The 20,114-nt window shown below is 62.4% G+C and carries 20 protein-coding genes; 18 read left to right on the plus strand and 2 right to left on the minus strand.

What is annotated here, in order from left to right; genetic code table 11:
* Positions 1-8 precede the first annotated feature (8 nt).
* Both O6760_RS13385 and O6760_RS13390 read right to left on the minus strand, forming a co-directional pair.
* Positions 9-1,142 carry a hypothetical protein gene (locus O6760_RS13385; RefSeq protein WP_269585857.1) on the minus strand — a complete coding sequence of 378 codons (1,134 nt, stop codon included), beginning with the start codon at positions 1,140-1,142 and terminating at the stop codon, positions 9-11.
* Positions 1,143-1,166: 24 nt separating this feature from the next.
* Positions 1,167-2,243: a hypothetical protein gene (locus O6760_RS13390; protein ID WP_269585858.1), complete on the minus strand. Its 1,077-nt coding sequence runs from the start codon at positions 2,241-2,243 to the stop codon at positions 1,167-1,169.
* Positions 2,244-2,589: 346 nt separating this feature from the next.
* Here O6760_RS13390 and O6760_RS13395 point away from each other — a divergent pair, with 346 nt between their 5' ends.
* From O6760_RS13395 to O6760_RS13480, 18 genes are all read left to right on the plus strand, one after another.
* Complete coding sequence (locus tag O6760_RS13395) at positions 2,590-3,618, plus strand: LacI family DNA-binding transcriptional regulator (protein WP_269585859.1); 1,029 nt, start codon at positions 2,590-2,592, stop codon at positions 3,616-3,618.
* 228 nt (positions 3,619-3,846) lie between these two features.
* Positions 3,847-5,166 carry an ABC transporter substrate-binding protein gene (locus O6760_RS13400; RefSeq protein WP_269585860.1) on the plus strand — a complete coding sequence of 440 codons (1,320 nt, stop codon included), beginning with the start codon at positions 3,847-3,849 and terminating at the stop codon, positions 5,164-5,166.
* A gap of 158 nt (positions 5,167-5,324) precedes the next feature.
* On the plus strand, positions 5,325-6,272 hold the full coding sequence (locus O6760_RS13405; protein ID WP_269585861.1) for a carbohydrate ABC transporter permease: 948 nt from the start codon (positions 5,325-5,327) through the stop codon (positions 6,270-6,272).
* Positions 6,269-7,210: a carbohydrate ABC transporter permease gene (locus O6760_RS13410; protein WP_269585862.1), complete on the plus strand. Its 942-nt coding sequence runs from the start codon at positions 6,269-6,271 to the stop codon at positions 7,208-7,210. The genes O6760_RS13405 and O6760_RS13410 overlap by 4 nt, the downstream gene beginning before the upstream one ends.
* A complete protein-coding gene (locus tag O6760_RS13415; protein ID WP_248154508.1) occupies positions 7,210-7,398 on the plus strand; it encodes a hypothetical protein in 189 nt (62 codons plus the stop codon). Before O6760_RS13410 ends, O6760_RS13415 begins: the two co-directional genes overlap by 1 nt.
* A 5-nt stretch (positions 7,399-7,403) precedes the next feature.
* Positions 7,404-8,501, plus strand: coding sequence for an ABC transporter ATP-binding protein (locus O6760_RS13420; protein ID WP_269585863.1), 1,098 nt, complete (start codon positions 7,404-7,406; stop codon positions 8,499-8,501).
* Entirely contained in the window at positions 8,494-9,489 is a 996-nt protein-coding gene (locus tag O6760_RS13425) for an ABC transporter ATP-binding protein (protein WP_269585864.1), read from the plus strand. Before O6760_RS13420 ends, O6760_RS13425 begins: the two co-directional genes overlap by 8 nt.
* Positions 9,490-9,500: 11 nt before the next feature.
* Positions 9,501-11,147, plus strand: a complete 1,647-nt coding sequence (locus tag O6760_RS13430) for a dihydroxyacetone kinase subunit DhaK (RefSeq protein ID WP_269585865.1) — start codon at positions 9,501-9,503, stop codon at positions 11,145-11,147.
* Positions 11,148-11,402: 255 nt separating this feature from the next.
* A complete protein-coding gene (locus O6760_RS13435) occupies positions 11,403-11,693 on the plus strand; it encodes a hypothetical protein (protein WP_269585866.1) in 291 nt (96 codons plus the stop codon).
* A 93-nt stretch (positions 11,694-11,786) separates the two neighbouring features.
* On the plus strand, positions 11,787-12,827 hold the full coding sequence (locus O6760_RS13440; RefSeq protein WP_269585867.1) for a TRAP transporter substrate-binding protein: 1,041 nt from the start codon (positions 11,787-11,789) through the stop codon (positions 12,825-12,827).
* 66 nt (positions 12,828-12,893) lie between these two features.
* Positions 12,894-13,481 carry a TRAP transporter small permease gene (locus O6760_RS13445; protein WP_269585868.1) on the plus strand — a complete coding sequence of 196 codons (588 nt, stop codon included), beginning with the start codon at positions 12,894-12,896 and terminating at the stop codon, positions 13,479-13,481.
* Positions 13,478-14,794 (plus strand): TRAP transporter large permease, encoded by a 1,317-nt coding sequence (locus O6760_RS13450; RefSeq protein WP_269585869.1) that lies wholly within the window; start codon positions 13,478-13,480, stop codon positions 14,792-14,794. Before O6760_RS13445 ends, O6760_RS13450 begins: the two co-directional genes overlap by 4 nt.
* A 90-nt stretch (positions 14,795-14,884) precedes the next feature.
* Positions 14,885-15,649 carry an SDR family NAD(P)-dependent oxidoreductase gene (locus O6760_RS13455; protein ID WP_269585870.1) on the plus strand — a complete coding sequence of 255 codons (765 nt, stop codon included), beginning with the start codon at positions 14,885-14,887 and terminating at the stop codon, positions 15,647-15,649.
* 10 nt (positions 15,650-15,659) lie between these two features.
* Entirely contained in the window at positions 15,660-16,427 is a 768-nt protein-coding gene (locus O6760_RS13460; protein WP_269585871.1) for a crotonase/enoyl-CoA hydratase family protein, read from the plus strand.
* Between the two features lie 4 nt (positions 16,428-16,431).
* Entirely contained in the window at positions 16,432-16,917 is a 486-nt protein-coding gene (locus O6760_RS13465) for a MarR family winged helix-turn-helix transcriptional regulator (protein WP_269585872.1), read from the plus strand.
* A 22-nt stretch (positions 16,918-16,939) separates the two neighbouring features.
* A complete protein-coding gene (locus O6760_RS13470) occupies positions 16,940-18,754 on the plus strand; it encodes a feruloyl-CoA synthase (RefSeq protein ID WP_269585873.1) in 1,815 nt (604 codons plus the stop codon).
* 11 nt (positions 18,755-18,765) lie between these two features.
* Entirely contained in the window at positions 18,766-19,638 is an 873-nt protein-coding gene (locus tag O6760_RS13475; protein ID WP_269585874.1) for an amidohydrolase family protein, read from the plus strand.
* Positions 19,635-20,090, plus strand: a complete 456-nt coding sequence (locus tag O6760_RS13480) for a DUF3237 domain-containing protein (protein WP_269585875.1) — start codon at positions 19,635-19,637, stop codon at positions 20,088-20,090. Before O6760_RS13475 ends, O6760_RS13480 begins: the two co-directional genes overlap by 4 nt.
* Positions 20,091-20,114: the final 24 nt, after the last annotated feature.

Consider the following 20,114-nt stretch of genomic DNA (forward strand, 5'->3'; position numbering starts at 1 on the left):
CGTGAAACCTATCTGTAGCTGAGGATCTTGCCCGCCGGGCTGACGGCATATTTGCGGATGTTGGAAAATCCGGGCGGATCGCGCTCCTGCAGCACCTGATAAGGGCGTTGTGGCAGGATCAGCGATCGCTGCTGGTGGGTATGGCCGGGGGCTTCCTGGGCGGCCGGGTCCAGCGCGGCAAGCGGGTCGAGTTCGTAAATCTGCCGCTCGACCGAGGAGAAGAAACCGGACGATTCCTGCTCCGATCCCGTGGCGACCAGTGTCTCGGTGGTCCAGGCCAGCGCCCAGTCCTCGCCGGGATGTCCATCCACTTCGGCGAGCACGTCCCTCAACGGGCCGCTCTGCTGGGTGAAGGTGTGGCTGTACATCGGTCCGAGGAAAAACCGCCGCAGCCGCTTCGGGTGCAGATCGTCGAAATCCCGGTCGAAGCCGCGGGCGATGGTGACCAGTTTCAGCGAGGCTCCGGCCTGGGCCGTCAGGTGGCTCTGGACGCGCGGCCAGCGGCGTTCGTCCTTGGCCAGCGGCCGTTTTCCGCTGTCTTCCAGGTCGAGAATATAGACAAGCGGGATGTTCTGCTGGCTGTCATAGATCGCCCAGTGCAGCCGGTATCTGCGGCGGCTTTCCGTTGCGTTTCCGGTCCAGGAGATCCGCGGGTCGTTCCTGGCCCAGAACAGGCCGCCCTTGGCCAGTTCCTCGTAGTACTGACGCTGGGAGGCCGCGAATTGCAGGTTTGTCGGCGACGACTGTTCGCGCAGGATATGGTTGACCATTGCCAGCTTGAGGTCGCGCATGCCTGGCAGCGAACGCAGGTGATTGTCCACCTGCATGGCGTCATTCGCCATTTGCAGCAGTTCCTGGTAGACGGGAAAACCGCTGTCCTGCCGGTCGATGCTGAGCAGCGAGGGCATCATCTCGGATACGCGGCCCGCAAGGAGATACTTGTAGGACAACGCGGTGAAGGTGGCCGACAGTGCCTCCAGGTAGTCCTGCAGGATGGGGATCTCACTCGCCAGGGCCGTGTTTTCGTTGACGACACTGTCGGCGACACCCTTCAGATGATGGATGATCCGCTCGAACTTGGCGAAGTAGCGCCGTGTTTCATGCGCTTCTTCCAGGGTTCTGTGGTCCAGGGTCAGGTCCAACGCTTATGCTCCCGGGCCGAGCCGTCAGGCGCCGTAGGCGTTCTTGTCGTGCTTCTCGACGATCTTCTCGAACCGGCGCGCGAAACGCTCGTCCGACTTGGCCTTTTCCTCCAGCACCTTGCGCGCGAACACCATGTGGTCCTCATGGGCTTCCATCATGTCGGCCATGCGCTGGTTGGTGGCCGAGCCGATGGCGGCCATGGCGGACTGTGCCTCCTTGTCGGTGGCCACGCCGATCTCGTTGATCTTGTGGGCGACATCCTGCTGCTGCGCCGTCTTCAGCGATTTCACCAGGGCATCGTAGAGCACCACGCGCTGTTTCGTGTCCGTCTGCAGCTTGTTGATCAGGACCATCTGGGTGGCGGCCTGGTTCTGCAGGCTGTCGACCCAGGTCTTGCCCTTCTCGATGTACCGCTCAAGCGTCTGGCTTTCGGCGAGCTTGACCTGCTCTTCCTGGGCGAGGCGGTTGTATTCGGTGTTCATTTCCGCCAGCTCGCTTTCAAGCTTGGTGCGGGCGGCGGCATCGGTCTCCATGGAGATCTTGTTTTCCAGTGCGATGATGTCCGGGTCCATCGCCACCAGCTTCTGCTTGATCTCGTCGAGCGCGCCGACGGTCTGTTCCCGCTGGGCGAGCGTGCCGCTCAGGTTGGTCTCGACCCGCTTGGAGTGCTCGTTCAACGTGTTGAGCTGTTCCTGCAGCAGCTGGCCGATGACGTTGGACTTCGAGATCAGGTCCTGCAGCTTGTCGTCGATGCTGGCGGAGCGCATGCGTTCCTGGCGGATGCTGTCGGAACGCTGCTTGGAGAAGATGCCGATGAAGGTTTCCCAGCCGGTCTTCGAGCGCATGGCGTCGAAGTCCTTGGAGAAGTTCGCCGTGACGTCGTCCAGACCCATGATGAGTTCGGCGATGTTGGCGCCCATCAGCTCCGTATGGGCGTGGACATCGTCCAGGGTCGCGTTTTCGATGTCGATCGAGATGTCCTGGCCGGAGTCCATTTTGCTGCGCACGGTTTCGATCTTCGAGGTCAGATCGCTGATCTTCTGCTGCGCGGCAGCCACTTCCTTCTTGGACTTCTCTATTTGAGCGCTGAAATCCGCCATGGGCCCCTTCCTGAACTTGTAAAATATTGCAGCTCTTATTTAGCAACTCTTCTTGGAAATACAATTACAAGACGACATGCCGAACGATGTTGACCGATGGGGTCAGGCATGGCGTCACGGAAACAGGGAGATGAGACCAGGCCCTCCCGAAGCCGCCGGCACGGCAATGCGTTTGAAGGGGTGGTCTTGTGCGCGAATCGATGCTTATTGACGGGATGCTCCGGCAGGTAGCCGGCAAGCAGCTGATATCTATTGGAAAAATCTCGCCGGATTTTAGTGGGGCCCGCGAATTTGATTGACGTATGTCAGAATGCCGCGCGACAGTGGCCTTCTCAGAGGAGGTGTTATGGCCAAGCCAACCGTCCATGACATTGCGCGGGAAGCCGGCGTCAGCCTGTCGACGGTGGATCGGGTGCTGAACGGCCGTGCCGACGTGCGGCCGAAAAACGCGGAGCGGGTCAAGGAAGCCGTCAGGAAGCTCGGCTATGTGCGCGACACCAACGCGGCAAACCTCGCCAAGCAGCGCCAGTATCGTTTCGTCTTCGTGCTGCCTGAAGGGCCGAACCACTTTGTCGAGACCATTGCCACGGCTGTCGAGGACGTGTCCGGCGCCTGGGTTGCCGACCGGACCGATGTTGGTGTGCAGTTTGTCGATGCGGCCGATCCGCATGCGATCGTCGACACATTGAAGAGGCTGGACCTGTCGACGCTTGACGGCGTGGCGCTCATGGTTCCGGAGACGCCGCAGGTTCGCGATGCGATTGCCCATATCAAGAGCGCCGGTCTCTACGTGGTCGCGCTTGTCTCGGATCTGCCCAACTCCGGGTGCCACTATTTTGCAGGCGTTGACAATTTCTCCGCCGGCAAGACCGCGGGAGCGCTGCTCGGAAAGTTCCTTCGCAATGAAACGGGCAGCATCCTGGTCGCGACCAATTCCATGGTGGCGCGCGACAGCATCGAGCGGCGCTTCGGTCTCGATGAGGTGCTCTCGCGGGACTTTCCGAGACTGACGGCGCTGCCGACAATCGAATTCTACGACGACCCGGAGCGCATTCACGAAACCCTGGATCATGCACTCAGGGAACATCCGGAACTGAAGGCTGTCTATTCCATGGGGTCGGGGAATGCGGCCATGCTGGACGCCCTCCGGGAACATGGTGTCGCGGGCAGGCTTGTCGCCATCGCCCATGATCTGACGACGGTTACCCGTCAGGCACTGATCGATGGGGAGCTGGATGCGGTGATCGCGCAAAATGTCGGGCACCTGGTGCGCAGCGCGCTCCGGGTGCTCAGGGCCAAATGCGACGGTACCGACATCTACGAAGCCCAGGAAAAGATCCGTATCGAGATCATCATGCGGGAAAATCTCTACTGAGCGTGATGTTCTTTCCGGCTCAGCACCTTGGTTTGAAAATCACTATTTTACAATGACTTGAGCAATTTTTGTTGCTGCTGAAGCGCTGTTTTGACGTCAAAAAGAAAGACGTATGTCAGTTTTTTGATTGACCTGACATACGTGTGTCAATTACCGTGCCCTTGCACTTGGAGGAGTGCAGCCGCCCGGCAGGCGCCGGTGCGCGATCATTTCGGGAGGACTTCACCCATGAAAACTGCGAACCTACTCGCGGCGACCGCCCTCGTGGCGGCCAGCGGACTTACTGCCACCAATGCGCAGGCCGAAGACCTGACGCTGTGCTGGGCGGCCTGGGATCCGGCCAACGCCCTTGTTGAACTGTCCAAGGAATTCGAGGCCGAATACGGCCACACCATGAATTTCGAATTCGTGCCCTGGCCGAATTTCGCCGACCGCATGCTCAACGAGCTCAACTCCGGCGGCAAGCTGTGCGATCTCCTGATCGGAGACAGCCAGTGGATCGGCGGCGGCGCCGAGAACGGGCACTATGTCAAGCTGAACGAGTTCTTCGACAAGGAAGGCATCAGCATGGACGACTTCGCCCCGGCGACCGTCTATGCCTATTCGACCTGGCCGAAGGGCACGCCGAACTACTACGCGCTGCCGGCCATGGGCGATGCCAACGGCTGGTTCTACCGCAAGGACTGGTTCGAGATGCCCGAGATCCAGGCGGCGTTCAAGGAAAAGCACGGCCGCGATCTGGCGCCGCCGAAAACCCAGGCCGAACTCCTGGAAGTCGCCCAGTTCTTCCAGGAACGGGAAATCGACGGTCAGGTCCGCTATGGCGCGTCGATCTTCACCGAGCGAGGCTCGGAGGGCATCACCATGGGCGCGACCAGCTCCATGTATCCGTTCGGCTTCAAATACGAGATGACGCCGGGCAAATACGACATGGAAGGCGCGGTGAACTCGCCGGAAGCCGTCGCCGGGCTGGAGTTCTACAAGGAGCTCTACAAGACCGGAACGCCACCGGGCTACACCGACAGCTACATGGAACAGTCGCTTGACGCGTTCAAGTCGGGCCAGGTGGCCATGGCGATGAACTGGTTCGCCTTCTTCCCCGGGCTCTACGCGGACCCGGATGTGGGCGGCGACAAGATCGGCTTCTTCGTCAATCCCGGCCAGAATGTCGAGGCCTCGACGCTCGGCGGGCAGGGGATTTCGGTGGTCGCCTATTCCGACAAGCAGGACGCTGCGCTTGAATACATCAAGTGGTTCGCCCAGCCGTCCGTGCAGAAGAAGTGGTGGGACCTCGGCGGCTATTCCTGTCATGTCAGCGTTCTGAGCGATCCGGGGTTCCCGGACAGCGCGCCGTTCGCGTCCGACTTCCTGCTGGCGATGGATAACGTCAAGGACTTCTGGCAGGAGCCGGCCTATGCGGAACTGCTGCTGGCCATGCAGAAGCGACTTCACGACTATGTCGTGGCGGATCAGGGAACTGCCCAGGAAGCCCTCGACAAGCTGATCGAGGACTGGACCGAGACCTTCGAGGACGAAGGCAAGCTCTGATCCCGGCTTGAGGAACAGGCGGCCCGGACAACGCGCCGGGCCGCCTGCAACTGAAAGGCCCCATCGGCCAAGGGGCGGGTGCGCGCGGCGCATCCTGCCATCCAGGACCAACCGTTCCAACCGGGTCTTTCCGGCACCTTTTCACTGAAGAGCATCTCATGGCCGTGACACCTATCGACCACGTAGCAAAAGCGACCCCGCCCTCGGTCGCGTCCAAAATCCGGGGGCTGTCAGATCGCACCATCGCCTGGCTGTTTGTCGCACCGACAATTTTCCTGCTGCTCGCGGTCAACATCTTTCCGCTGATCTGGACGATCAACCTGAGCTTCACCAACTTCCGGGCCAACCGGCCCAACCGGGAGGTCGACTATATCGGCCTGCGCAACTACGAGCGCATCCTGACCGACGGCGACATCTGGCTGACCATGCAGGCAACGGCCCATTTCCTGTTCTGGACCATCTTCCTGCAGGTGCTGATCGGCTTCACGCTGGCCTGGCTGATCAACCGGAAATTCAAGGGCAATGATCTCTGGACCACCCTGATCGTGTTGCCGATGATGCTGTCGCCCGCCGTGGTCGGCAACTTCTGGACCTTTCTCTACCAGCCCCAGATCGGCCTCTTCAATTACGGCATTTCGTTCCTGACCGGCGTCGATCCGTCGTCCTTCCAGATGATCGGCGATGTCGCGCTGGCGCCCTGGGCGATCGTGATCGTGGATACCTGGATGTGGACGCCCTTCGTCATGCTGATCTGCCTGGCCGGGCTTCGCTCGATCCCGGACTATATCTACGAGGCCGCCGAAATCGACCGGGCCAGCAAGTGGCGCCAGTTCTGGACGATCACGATCCCGATGGTGCTGCCCTTCCTGATGCTGGCGGTCCTGTTCCGCGGCATCGAGAACTTCAAGATGTTCGACCTTGTGGTGCAGTTGACCGGCGGCGGACCCGGCTCCGTCACCGAACTCACCTCGATCAACCTGAAACGCGAAGCGTTTGAAAAATGGCGCACGGGCTATGCCTCCGCCTACGCGATCATCCTGTTCGTGACCGTCTTCGGCCTCGCCTCGATCTACGTGAAGGCGCTCAACAAGGTGAAAGAACGATGAGCAGTTATTCCATCACCGAACCGTCCTCCCGGCAGAAATGGGTCGCCGGTTCCCTGGTCATCGCCTATGCGGTCATCACCCTGCTGCCGCTGGTCTGGATCCTGACCACGGGCTTCAAGTCGCCGGTCGATGCCATCGCCTACCCACCGAAGGTCATGTTCGAGCCGTCGCTCGAGGGTTACGTCAACCTCTTCACCACGCGCACCCGGGTGTCCCAGGAACAGCTTGAGGCGCTGCCGCCGCCGGCGACCTGGTACGAGGAAATCGTGCGCAACCGCGACATGGTCATTGCCGGTCCGTCGCGCTACGGCGAACGGTTCCTGAACTCGGTGATCATCGGCTTCGGTTCGACCTTCCTGTCGGTGTTCCTCGGAACGCTCGCCGCCTATGCCTTTTCAAGGTTCAAGGTGCCGCTGAAGGACGATCTCCTGTTCTTCATTCTGTCGACCCGGATGATGCCGCCGATTGCGGTCGCGATCCCGATCTTCCTGATGTTCCGCACATTGGGCCTTTCGGACACCCATCTGGGCATGATCCTGCTCTATACGGCGGTGAACATCTCGCTGGCGGTGTGGCTGCTGAAAGGCTTCATCGACGAGATCCCGCGCGAATATGAGGAAGCGGCCCTGATCGACGGTTACACGCGCTTCCAGGCCTTCTACAAGGTGGTGCTGCCGCAGGCGGCCACCGGGATCGCCTCGACGGCCATCTTCTGCCTGATCTTCTCGTGGAACGAATATGCCTTTGCGGTTCTCCTGACCTCCGGCACGGCCCAGACCGCGCCGCCCTTCATCCCGACCATCATCGGTGTCGGCGGCCAGGACTGGCCGGCGGTGGCCGCGGGCGCGACCCTGTTCCTCGTGCCGGTCATGGTCTTCACAATTCTCCTGCGCAAGCATCTTCTGCGCGGCATCACCTTCGGAGCGGTCCGCAAATGATGAGCGACTTCGTCCATGGCATTGTCCACTTCCGCCGCGGGGCCTGGGAAATGCTGGCCTCCATCCTGATCGCCGTCGGCGTGATCATGCTGATGCAGCCGCTGGTTCTGTGGGCCTACACCTATTCCTTCATTGTCACGCTGACCGGAACGGTGATGTTCATCGTCGTCAGCCACTTCCCGGAGTGATCCAGATGGCTGAGATCGTGATCAGAAACCTCAGGAAGGAGTTCGGCGACTTCACCGCCGTGCAGTCTTCCTCCTTCAAGATCGAGGACGGCGAGTTCTTCATGCTGCTGGGCCCGTCCGGCTGCGGCAAGACCACCACCTTGCGCATGATTGCCGGGCTGGAACTGCCGACCTCCGGCGAGATCTACATAGACGGCGAGGAGGTCGGCCAGCAGCGCGCCAGCAAGCGCGACATCGCCTTCGTCTTCCAGATGTTCGCCCTCTATCCGCACATGAACGTGCGCAAGAACATCTCCTATCCGCTGGTCAGCCAGGGCATGCCCAAACACCAGGTGCAGGAGAAGGTCGCCGAAGTGGCGCAGATCCTCGGCATCACCAAGATCCTGGACCGTCCCGTGGGCGGTCTGTCGGGCGGTGACCGCCAGCGCGTCGCGCTCGGCCGGGCGATCGTGCGCGATCCGAAGGCCTTCATGATGGACGAGCCGCTCGGCGCGCTCGATGCGGAGTTCCGCGAGCATATGGCCGAGGAGCTGCGCGCCCTGCACGACCGCATGGGCGCGACCACGGTCTATGTCACCCATGACCAGCTCGAGGCCATGCAGATGGGCGACAAGATCGTCGTCATGAACCATGGCGTCATCGAGCAGTTCGGCACGCCGCAGGATATCTACGACAAGCCGGCGACCATGTTCGTCGCCGATTTCATCGGCTCGCCATCGATGAATTTCCTGCGCTTCCACGGCCAGGTCCATGCCGGCTCGTCCGAGATCAGCATCCATCATCAGGAGATCGCGGTGCCGCGGCTGCAGGAACCGTTCGAGGGCGACATGGTGTTCGGCATCCGCCCGGAACATATCGCGCTTTCCGACAGCGGGACCTATCGTGGTGAAGTGATCGCCGCGGAATATCTCGGCACCACGCAGATCGTGACGCTGAAGACCGCCAATGGCGAACTGAAGGCGCGGATCCCGTCGGACCAGGCGGTGCGGGCCGGAGAGTATGTCGGTCTGGAGTTCAACGGCGCGACGGTCACGCTCTTCGACAACCAGTCGGGCCGGGCCTTGCGCTCGGAACTGAACGAGGGGGTGCTCGCCCATGTCTGAGGTCAAGCTCGGCAATCTCTCAAAAGCCTTCGGCGACACGGTGGCCGTCGATGACGTCACCATGACCATTCCGAACGGGGCCTTCGTCACGCTGCTCGGCCCGACCGGGGCCGGCAAGACAACGATCCTGCGGCTGATCGCCGGACTGGAGCAACCCGACACCGGGGACGTCACCATCGGCGGCCGGTCCGTGATCGCAGACACGCCTGCGCAGCGCAACGTGGCCATGGTGTTCCAGCAATATTCGCTCTACCCGCACATGAGCGTGCGCGACAACCTGGCCTTTCCGCTGCGCTCGCCGCTCCTGAAGACCCCGGCGGACGAGATCGACCGCAAGGTCCAGGAAGTCGCGGAGGTTCTGCGCATCTCGCACAAACTGGGCAACAAGGCGACCAATCTGTCGGGCGGCGAGATGCAGCGTGTCTCGATCGGCCGGGCGCTGGTGCGCGATCCGTCCATCTACCTGATGGACGAGCCGCTCTCGTCGCTCGACGCCAAGCTCAGATCGGACCTGCGGATCGAGTTGAAGCGGATCCAGGAAAACCTCGGCGCGACCCTGCTCTATGTCACCCATGACCAGATCGAGGCCATGACCATGGCGACCCATGTCGGCGTGCTCGACAACGGCCGGCTGGTGCAGTTCGGCTCGCCGCGCGAGATCTACGAAAACCCGGTCAATCTCTACGTGGCCGGGCGGCTCGGCCAGCCGCGCATCAATGTGCTGCCCGCCGACATGTTCGCGGGCGCGCCGACGGGCGCCAAGTCAATCGGGCTCCGGCCGGAACACATTGCCCAGGGAGAGGGCCAGCCGTCGCGGGTCAAGCGGGTGGAGCACCTGGGCGACCAGACGCGCCTGCACCTGTCCCTGGAGGGGCATGACATCGTCACCCTGTCCGAACACCACACGACCATCGAACCCGGCGACACCGTTGCCATCCAGCCGCGCAATCCGCTGTTCTTTGACGCCAGCGGCGCCCGGATTGCCTGAGGAGACGAGACATGAAGCAGTTCATCAACACCAAGGAGACACTCGTCACCGAAGCGATCGACGGCATGCTCAGGACCGCCGGGGGACGACTTGCCCGCCTGGACGGCTATCCGCATATCAAGGTGGTCGTCAGGACCGACTGGGACAAGTCGAAGGTGGCGCTTGTGTCCGGCGGGGGCTCCGGTCACGAGCCGAGCCACGCGGGCTTCGTCGGTCAGGGCATGCTGACGGCGGCGGTGTGCGGCGAAGTCTTTGCCTCGCCCTCCGTCGATGCGGTCCTGGCGGGGATCCTGGCGGTCACCGGCAAGGCGGGCTGCCTGCTGATCGTCAAGAACTATACCGGCGACCGGCTCAATTTCGGTCTCGCCGCGGAACGGGCGCGGGCGTTCGGGCTCAAGGTCAACATGGTGATCGTCGACGACGACGTCGCGCTGCCGGACCTGCCCCAGGCGCGCGGTGTTGCCGGGACGCTGTTCGTGCACAAGATCGCCGGTGCGCTGGCCGACCAGGGCGCCGATCTCGACACGATCACGTCGGCGGCGAAAAAGGCGATCGGCGGGGCGATTTCCATCGGCATGTCGCTCGATACCTGCACCATCCCGGGCACGCCGAAGGAAGACCGGATCGCCATGGGCAAGGCGGAACTCGGGCTTGGCATTCACGGCGAGGCGGGGATCGAGCAGGTCGAGTATTCCAACGCCAGAGCCGCGATGGCCATGGTCGTCGAGCGCCTGGCGCCGAACCTCAAGCCGGGACCGCATGTGGCCATCCTCAACAATCTCGGCAGCACGACGCCGCTCGAGATGAACGTTTTGCTGGAGGAGATGACGGCGTCGCGCATCGGCAGCCAGATCCGCTGGGTGATCGGCCCGGCGGCGATGATGACCTCGCTCGACATGCATGGGTTTTCCGTGTCGCTGCTGCCGGTCGACAAGGCGGAGGAGGCGCTGCTGCAGGCGCCGGTCGCGCCCTGGGCCTGGCCGGGCTGTCTTTCTCTCGGGGCTGTGTCGGTCCTGCCCTTGCCGGACGGGCTTTCTCCGATCCAGCCGTTGCCCTCGAAAAGCCCCGAGACGCGTGAATTCATCGAACGGTGCTGCAACATCCTGATCGCGGCGGAGGACGACCTCAACGCACTCGACCTCAAGTCCGGCGATGGCGATACCGGCAGCACGCTGGCGACGGCCGCCCGGGCGCTGGTCCAGGCGCTGGACCGGCTGCCGCTGGCGGACCTGACCCAGCTCTACCGGGCCATCGGCCTGGAGCTCAGCCAGACGATGGGAGGTTCTTCCGGGGTGCTCCTGGCGATCTTCTTTGCCGCGGCGGGTGACGCCTCGTCGAGTGGCCGCGGCTCCATCGGCGCGCTTCAGGCCGGGCTTGACCGGGTGATGCAGGTGGGCGGCGCCAAGCCCGGAGACCGGACCATGATCGACGCCCTGATGCCGGCGCTCAACGCGCTGGAGCGGGGGCTCGATGCGGCGGCCGCCGAGGCCCGGCAGGGGGCGGATGCCACGGCGCGCATCACCCGCGCCCGTGCCGGCCGGGCTTCCTATGTCTCCGAATCGAGCCTGTCCGGGTACAACGATCCGGGCGCCGAGGCTGTTGCCCGCCTGTTCGAGCAGCTCACCGAAACGCCGGCCCTTTCCTCCCGATCCGCATAAGGCCGGACACCTGCCGGCGGGCGATTTTCCAGGATCTCCCGCCGGTCTTTCCATCTGTGGCATTGCCGGAAATCGCATATTCGCCGTGATGGTCCCCGCTTGTGTGACACGGTTGTCTTTCTCGGCGCTGCTATCCCTTGATTGCTTTCCTGTTTTGGAAAGTAAGTGGCTTGATTTCTTATTTTACTTCTTGATTTGGTTCATTCAGGGTGCTGGCAGTCGGAGAGAGCCAGATGAGTACCCGGATTGTCATCCTTGCCTGAAACCATCATGCCTGTTGCCTCGCCAGTAGCTGCTGCCGGCCGGTCAAGCGAGGAGTACGTCTCTCCGGGTAATAAACGTCCGCCTGGCGAGCGAGACCCTTTCTTCACGTCTGCTCCATTCGAAGGCCTTGCCTTCCATCTCAATTCATCACAAGATCCGGTAAAACTCACAGTGTGCTGTGATGTTTTTTTCGGGGAAGGAAGGATATGCTTGCCGAAATATGGCGCGCATGCGGAAATGGATTTGTCCGCTCTTGAAACAATCCCGTCAAATTCAGCTTGAAAAAAGTTATAAGATATAACTATTATATTCCATCACCTGGTCGGAAGGAGGATGCCGGCCGGGCTTTGGAGTTGATCGAACAGGGAGGAAACCATGATCAACTTGAACAGGAAGATTGCCAAACTCGCCGCTGCGGCTGCCGTCTCGGCAGTCGCTTTGGCCGGTACGGCCTCGTCCACTTTCGCGCAGGAAGTCACCTTGCGCCTGCACCAGTTCCTGCCGGCCCAGGCCAATGTTCCGAAGAACATCCTGGATCCGTGGGCGGACAAGATCGAAGCCGAATCCGGCGGGCGCATCAAGATCGAGCGTTATCCTGCCATGCAGCTTGGCGGCAAGCCGCCGGAGCTGATCGACCAGGTGGTCGATGGTGTTGTCGATATCGTCTGGACCGTTGCCGGCTACACGCCGGGCCGTTTCCCGCGTGCGGAAGTGTTTGAACTGCCCTTCACAATGAGCGACGCGGAGACCATGTCCCGGGCTTACTGGAAGCTCGCGGAAGAAGAGATGATGGACACCGAGTTCGCTCCCTTCAAGCCGCTCGGCCTGTGGGTGCATGGCCCAGGCGTGATCCATTCCAGCAACCCGATCACCAGCCTGGGTGACCTCAACGGGGTCAAGCTGCGTGCGCCGACGCGTGTGACCAACAAGCTGTTCTCCAATCTCGGTGCAACGCCGATCGGCATGCCGGTTCCGGCCATTCCGGAAGCGCTGTCCAAGGGCGTGGTCGATGCCACGGTCATTCCGTGGGAAGTCGTCGGCGCGCTCAAGGTCAGCGAACTGGTGAACAACCACACCGAGTTCCCGGGCGACGCGCTTTACACGACCACGTTCCTGTTCGCGATGAACAAGGACAAGTACGACAGCCTGCCGGATGACCTCAAAGCCATCATCGATGCGAATTCCGGCGAGGAATTCTCGGCCTTTGCCGGCAAGCAGATGCAGTCCGACGATGCCGGTCCCCGTGCCGCCGCCGTCGAGAACGGCAACAACATCATCACGCTGACACCGGAACAGGTGTCGGAGTGGAAGGATGCCGCCCAGGGCACCATCGACGAATGGTTTGTCGAGATGGACAGCAAGGGCATCGACGGCAAGGCCCTGAAGGCCCGTGCCGACGAACTGATGGCCAACTGATCCATCCGTGACATGCGTTCCCCCGGAACCGTGGTTCCGGGGGAACCATCGACAGGACACTGAACAATGTTGCTCACTCTGGTGGAGCGTCTCGCGCGCTTCATGGCAATTCTCGGCGGCCTGGTGCTGACCGTGCTGATCGCGCTGACCTGTGTCAGCGTGCTTGGGCGCGGCCTCAACACCCTAGGGCATTCCGACTTCCTGAAATCCATATCCGAAAGCGCCGCCAACGCCCTGATCTCGACCGGCGTCGGCCCGGTCTCGGGTGACTTCGAACTTCTCGAGGCCGGCATCAGCTTCACCATCTTCGCCTTTCTGCCGATCTGCCAGCTGCGCCGCGGTCACGCAACGGTCGACATCTTCGCCACGGGATTTCCGCGCTGGCTGAACCGGTTTCTTGAAACCTTCTGGGAAGTGCTCTTGAGCGCCCTGATCATCGTGATCACCTGGCGGCTGTTCATCGGCATGGAAGACAAGATGCGCTACAACGAAACAACCTTCCTGCTGCAGTTCCCGATCTGGTGGGCCTACGCCCTCAGTTTTTCAGCGGCTCTGATCGCCTCCGTCGTCGCGGTCTATTGCGCGGCCGCAAGGCTGCTGGAACTGTTCACGGGCCGTCGCTACACGCCGGAAGCCGAGGGGGGCGTCCATTGAGCCTGCTTGAACTGGGATACTACTCCTTTCCCGTCCTGCTCATTCTGATCTTCCTGCGCGCGCCCATCGGCCTCGCCATGATGATCTGCGGCCTGGGCGGCCTGTGGCTGGCCACCGGCAGCCCCAACATCTTTCTCTCCAAGCTGAAGAGCGAGACCTACTCGACCTTTTCCAGCTATTCGCTGACCATCATTCCGATGTTCCTGCTGATGGGGCAGTTCGCGACCCATTCGGGCATGTCGTCGTCGCTGTTCAAGGCGGCCGAAAGCTGGCTCGGGCACCGCAAGGGCGGTGTCGCGATGGCCGCTGTCGGAGCCTGTGCGGGATTTGGCGCGATCTGCGGATCGTCCCTGGCAACCGCCGCGACCATGAGCCGGGTCGCCCTGCCGGAACTGCGCCGCTACGGCTATTCGGGCGGATTCTCGACCGCGACCCTGGCGGCGGGCGGCACCCTCGGCATTCTCATTCCGCCGTCGGTGATCCTGGTGATCTACGCCATCCTGACCGAGCAGAATATCGCCAAGCTGTTCCTGGCGGCCTTCGTCCCGGGCATCCTGGCTGCGATCGGCTACATGATCACGATCTCGATCTATGTGCGGCTCAACCCTGCCGCCGCCGGCACGCGTGAACCGATTCCCTATCCGGAGCGCATGCGGGCAATGATCGATGTGTGGCCGGTGCTGCTGGTCTTCGGTCTCGTGGTCGGCGGCATTTATCTGGGGTGGTTCACCCCGACCGAAGGCGCCGCCGTCGGTGCGGCCGGCACGGGCATCCTGGCCCTGATCTCGGGGAACCTGACCTGGAAGATGTTCCTCGACAGCATGATCCAGACCGCCATGAGCACGGCGATGATCTTCTTCATCATCCTGGGCGCCGGCTTCTACAACAGCTTCCTGGCACTCAGCCAGTTGCCGCAGGAGCTTTCCGGCTGGGTGGTCGGCCAGGGCTTCAGCCCGTGGATGGTGCTGACCCTGATCCTGCTGTTCTATCTTGCCTTCGGCTGCCTGATGGACAGCCTGTCGATGATCCTCCTGACCATCCCGATCTTCTTCCCGGTGATCAGCGTGCTGGAGTTCGGCATGAGTCCGGAACATGTCGCGATCTGGTTCGGCATCATCGTGCTGATCGTGGTCGAGGTCGGGCTGATCACGCCACCTGTCGGGATGAACCTGTTCATCATCAACGCGATGGACCGATCGACGCCGATGAAGGAAACCTACAAGGCGGTGCTCTGGTTCGTCACCTCCGACATTGTCCGGGTCATCCTTCTGGTGCTGTTCCCCTCGATCACCCTGTTCCTTCTGGGCGGCTAGACCGCCCGGAGGGCCAGACAGGGTTACCGGTCCGTGAAAATAGGTATGGAATATAACAATGATAGGTCAAACTGAATTGGAGGCAGCGCGATGCAGCTAGGAAACACCACCGCGCTGGTGACCGGTGCCGGCAGCGGCCTCGGCGCGGCAACGGCCCGTCATTTCGCTGCCCGGGGTGCGAAGGTTGTCCTGCTCGACTACGACATCGACCGGGCCGGCAAGGTGGCGGACGAGATCGGCGCGCGTGCCGTCCAGGCCGATGTCAGTGACGAGGCGGCCGTCGGCAAGGCGCTCGATGAAGCCGCCGCGCATCTGGGCGGCGCACCCCGCGCGGTCGTCAATTGCGCCGGTGTCGGCTTCGCCGCGCGCATCGTCGGCCGGGAGGGCAAGCTTTCCTTCGATACGTTCGAAAAGACGCTGAAAGTGAACCTGTTCGGGACATTCAACGTCATGAGCCACGCGGCCAGACGGTTGCTCGAGGAAGCGCCGCTGGAAAACGGCGAGCGCGGCGTGATCGTCAACACGGCCTCGGTCGCCTTCGAGGACGGCCAGCTCGGCCAGGCCGCCTATTCGGCGTCCAAGGGCGGCATTGCCGCCATGTGTCTGCCGGCTGCGCGGGAATTCGCCCAGCACGGCATCCGCGTGATGGCGATCGCCCCGGGCCTGTTCCGCACGCCGATGATGGAAGGCCTGCCGGAAGAGGTGGCGGCCAAGATCGCCGCCAACATTCCGTTTCCGCCACGTCTCGGTGAACCGGACGAATTCGCGCTGCTCGCCGAGCACATCGTCAGCAACCCGTTCCTCAATGGAACCACCATCCGCCTGGACGGCGCCGTGCGCCTGCCACCGCGCTGAGGAGTTTCAGATGTCTGACCCGATCCTGAAAATTGACATCCAAGACAGCGTCGCCACGCTGACCATGAACCGCCCGGACAAGCGCAATGCCATGTGCGACGCGCTGCTGGAAGCAATCGATGGCTTCTTCTCCAAACCGCCTGAAGGGGTCAAGGCCGTTGTCCTGACCGGAACGGCGGGGCATTTCTGCTCCGGGCTCGACCTCAGTGAACATGTCGCCCGCGATGCCGAAGGCACCATGCGCCATTCGCGCGGTTGGCACGAGGTGATGGACCGGATCCAGTTCGGCGGGCTGCCGGTGGTTTCGGCGATGTTCGGCGCGGTCATCGGCGGCGGCCTGGAGCTGGCGTCGGCCACGCATGCCCGGGTTGCCGAACCGTCCGCGTTCTTCCAGTTGCCGGAAGGCCGTCGCGGCATTTTCGTCGGCGGCGGTGCCTCCGTCCGGGTCGGCCGCATCCTGGGGCCGGACCGGATGACGGAAATGATGCTGACCGGCCGCAAGTACAGCGCGGAGGAGGGCCTTGCACTGGGCCTGACCCATTATACGGTCGGCGAAGGCGAGGCGCTGGCCAAGGCGCAGGATCTTGCCCGCAAGATTGCCTCCAACGCGCCGCTTTCCAACTACATCATGATCCAGGCGCTGGCCCGGATCGGAGACATGTCCAAGGCCGACGGCCTCTTTACCGAAAGCCTGTGCGCGGCCATCACCCAGACCAGCCCCGATGCGCTGGAAGGGCTGGCGGCCTTTCTTGAAAAACGCAATCCGACCTTCCGGTGAGGCCATGAAGAAACCCGTGCCCGAACCTGAACAGCCTGCCGGGGCCGCAAGTGTCAGCGACCGCTCGCTGCGCTCGCTTCACGGCTACCAGATCAAGCGGGCGTTCAATGTCATCCAGTCGGATCTCAACCGGACGCTGAAGCCCTTCGATCTCCGGATGATCACCTACACCGCGCTGATCCTGATTGTCGACAATCCCGGTCTGCGCCAGTCGCAACTGGCAGAGGCAATGGATATCGAACGGCCCAACCTGGTGGTGATCGTCGATGAGCTTGAACGGCGCGAACTGATCATCAGGGACCGTCTGCCGAGTGACCGCCGGGCCTATGCGCTCAAGGCAACCCTGGCAGGGCGGCGTCTGTACGAGCAGGCCGTCGCCGCGGTCGAGACGCATGAGCAGCGCCTGCTTCGGGGCATCAATCCGGATGCGCTCAGAACCGCGATGAAGGTGATGCAACTGATTGAAGCCAACCGGCAGCAGGAGGCTTGAGATGGCTTCGGGAGGAGCAGTGATGAAACGCACGTCGGACTATCAGCCCCATTCCGTCGACCTGGAGAAGCGTGCGGACGGCACGCTTCTCATGAGGTCGACTCACACCCTGACGCCAACCGTCGACCGCACCGGCGACTGGCTGCACCACTGGGCGGAGACCGCGCCGGACCGTGTGTTTTTGGCGGAACGCAGCGGCGCCGGCTGGCACGAGGAAACCTATGCCGGCGTGCTCGGCAAGGTCCGCGCCGTCGGCGCCGCGCTTCTGGCGCGTGGACTTGATACGTCCACACCGGTCCTGGTGATGTCGGGCAATGGTGTTGACCACGGCATTCTGGCACTGGCCGCCCAGTATGTCGGCGTGCCCATCGTGCCGGTGGCCGAGCAATATGCGCTGGTACACGGAGCCCACGGCCGCCTGCGCGAAGTCATCGGCCTCATCAAGCCGAAACTGGCCTATGTGGTCGATGCCGAGCAGTTCGGCGAGGCGCTCGACCTCGATGCGCTGCACTCGGTCGAGATCGTCGCCAGCCGACCGGGAAAAAGGAACGTCACCGCCTTTGCCGACCTCCTGAAGGGCGATGGCGGCATTGATATCGACGGGGCCTTTGCCCAGGTGACACCCGACACGGTCGGCAAGATCCTGATGACATCGGGATCGACCTCCAGTCCGAAGGGCGTCCTGACGACGCATCGCATGATGTGCGTCAACCAGGCCCAGCTTGCCGATGCGCTGCCTTTCCTGAGGAAGCGCCCGCCGGTGCTTGTCGACTGGCTGCCGTGGAACCACGTCTTCGGCGGTTCGCACAATTTCAACATGACACTGGCCAATGGCGGCAGTCTCTATATCGACGACGGCAAGCCGGTGAAGGGCCTGTTCGACCGCACGGTCGAAAATCTCGGACTGAAGACCGGAACGCTGTGTTTCAACGTGCCGCTCGGCTTCGGCATGCTGCTGAAGGCTCTGGAGCAGGACGAGGGCCTGCGCCGGCGCTTCTTCGAGGACCTCGACCTGATCTTCTATGCCGGCGCGTCCCTGCCACAGGAAGTCTGGACGGGATTCGAACGCATGGCGATGGAGGTCAAGGGTGAAATCCCGCTGATGACCTCGTCCTGGGGTCTGACCGAAACCGCTCCGGCGGCGATGATGCAGCAGGAGCCGGCGCCACGGTCCGGTATCGTCGGCGTGCCGGTCAACGGCGTGACGATCAAGCTGATCCCGGACGAGGACATGCGCTGCGAGGCTCGCGTCAAGGGTCCGAACATCATGCCGGGCTATTTCAACGATCCGGACAAGACGAAGGCCGCCTTCGACGATGAAGGTTTCTTCATCACGGGCGACGCCATGGTGTTTCTGGACGAGAAAGATCCGAACAAGGGCATGCGCTTTGACGGCCGGATTTCGGAGGACTTCAAGTTGCAGTCCGGCACCTGGGTGCGCGCGGCGCAGTTGAAGCTCGACATGCTGTCGCGCCTGGCACCGCTGGTCTCCGACCTCGTCGTCACCGGTGCCGACCGGAACCAGATCGGCGTGATGGTCTTCCCGAATGTTCAGGAGCTGGCCCGCGAGGGTTTCGACCTGACGGAAGATGGTGGCGCCTATGCCTGCAAGCTGCTGCAGGGCGAGATCCATCGGCGCCTCTCCGAACGCGCCCGCGAGATCAGCGGCAGCTCCACGCTTGTGTCCCGGGCCATCGTGCTGGCCGAACCGCCGTCCATGCCGGAAGGCGAGATGACGGCCAAGGGCAACCTGAACATCCGCAAGGTCCTGACGCGCCGCGCGGCGCTGCTGGAGCGGCTTTACAATGACGACGACCCGGCAGTGGTCACAATCTGAGGAGACGGACAATGGTCGACATCACCAAGGTTCGCGCCATCGACATCCACACCCATGCCGAAGAACCCTGCGGCTGCCACGCCGATGACGGCTATGATGATCTCCAGGCGACGATGGCGAAATATTTCCGCGCGCCCTGGACCCATCCGCCGACAGTGCAGGAAACCGCCGCCCATTACCGCGAGCAGAACATTGCCGCGGTGATCTTCCCGGTCGATGCGGAACGCGAGACCGGATACCGGCGCTACAAGAACGAGGAAGTCGCGGAGCTTGCCGCCGAGAACGACGACGTGCTCATTCCCTTTGCCTCCATCGATCCGCACAAGGGCAAGCTGGGTGCGCGCGAGGCCCGCCGCCTGATGAAGGAATTCGGCATCAAGGGCTTCAAGTTCCATCCAACGATGCAGGGCTTCTATCCCAATGACCGCATGGCCTACGAGCTCTACGAGGCGATCGCGGAAGAAGGCGCCATCGCCCTGTTCCACACCGGCCAGACCGGGGTCGGCAGCGGCATGCGCGGCGGCAACGGCATGCGGCTGAAATATTCCAATCCGATGTACATGGACGATGTCGCGGTCGACTTTCCGGACATGAAGATCATCCTGGCGCACCCGTCCTTCCCCTGGCAGGAAGAGGCACTGGCCGTCGCCCAGCACAAGCCGAACGTCTATATCGACCTGTCCGGCTGGTCGCCGAAATACTTCCCCGAGATTCTGGTCAAATACTGCAATTCGATCCTGAAGAAGAAGGTGCTGTTCGGTTCCGACTGGCCGATGATCACGCCGGAACGCTGGCTGTCCGATTTCGAGAAGATCGCCATCAAGGATGAACTGCGCCCCGACATCATCAAGGGCAATGCCGCACGGCTTCTGGGACTGTCATGATCATTCCGAAACTCACCCACTTTTGCGACGTCGAGGTCACGCTCGGCGAAGTCATGCAGATGGGGCCGGGCCGGGCCGGCCAGCGCCGCATCATTCCGATCACCGGCGGCAGGGTCTCCGGAAAGATCTCGGGCACCGTCCTCAATCTCGGTGCCGACTGGCAGACGATCCTGGCCGACGGGTCCGCGGATATCGACACGCGGTATGCATTCGAGACCGATGACGGTGCCGTCATCGAGATCGTCAACAAGGGCACCCGCCACGGTCCGCCCGAGGTTCTTGAAGCGGTCGCCCGCGGAGAAGATGTCGATCCGGCGCTCTACTATTTCCGAACCTACGCCCGGCTTGAAACCGGTGACGAGCGCTATGCCTGGGTCAACCGGACGATTTTTGTCGGCACCGGCCAGAGGCTCGCGTCGGCGGTCAAAGTGTCGCTGTTCGCCGTCAATTGAGGATGGTTCGAGATGGATTTACAG

Source organism: Roseibium sp. Sym1 (genome assembly GCF_027359675.1).
In the GTDB taxonomy this organism is placed as follows: domain Bacteria; phylum Pseudomonadota; class Alphaproteobacteria; order Rhizobiales; family Stappiaceae; genus Roseibium.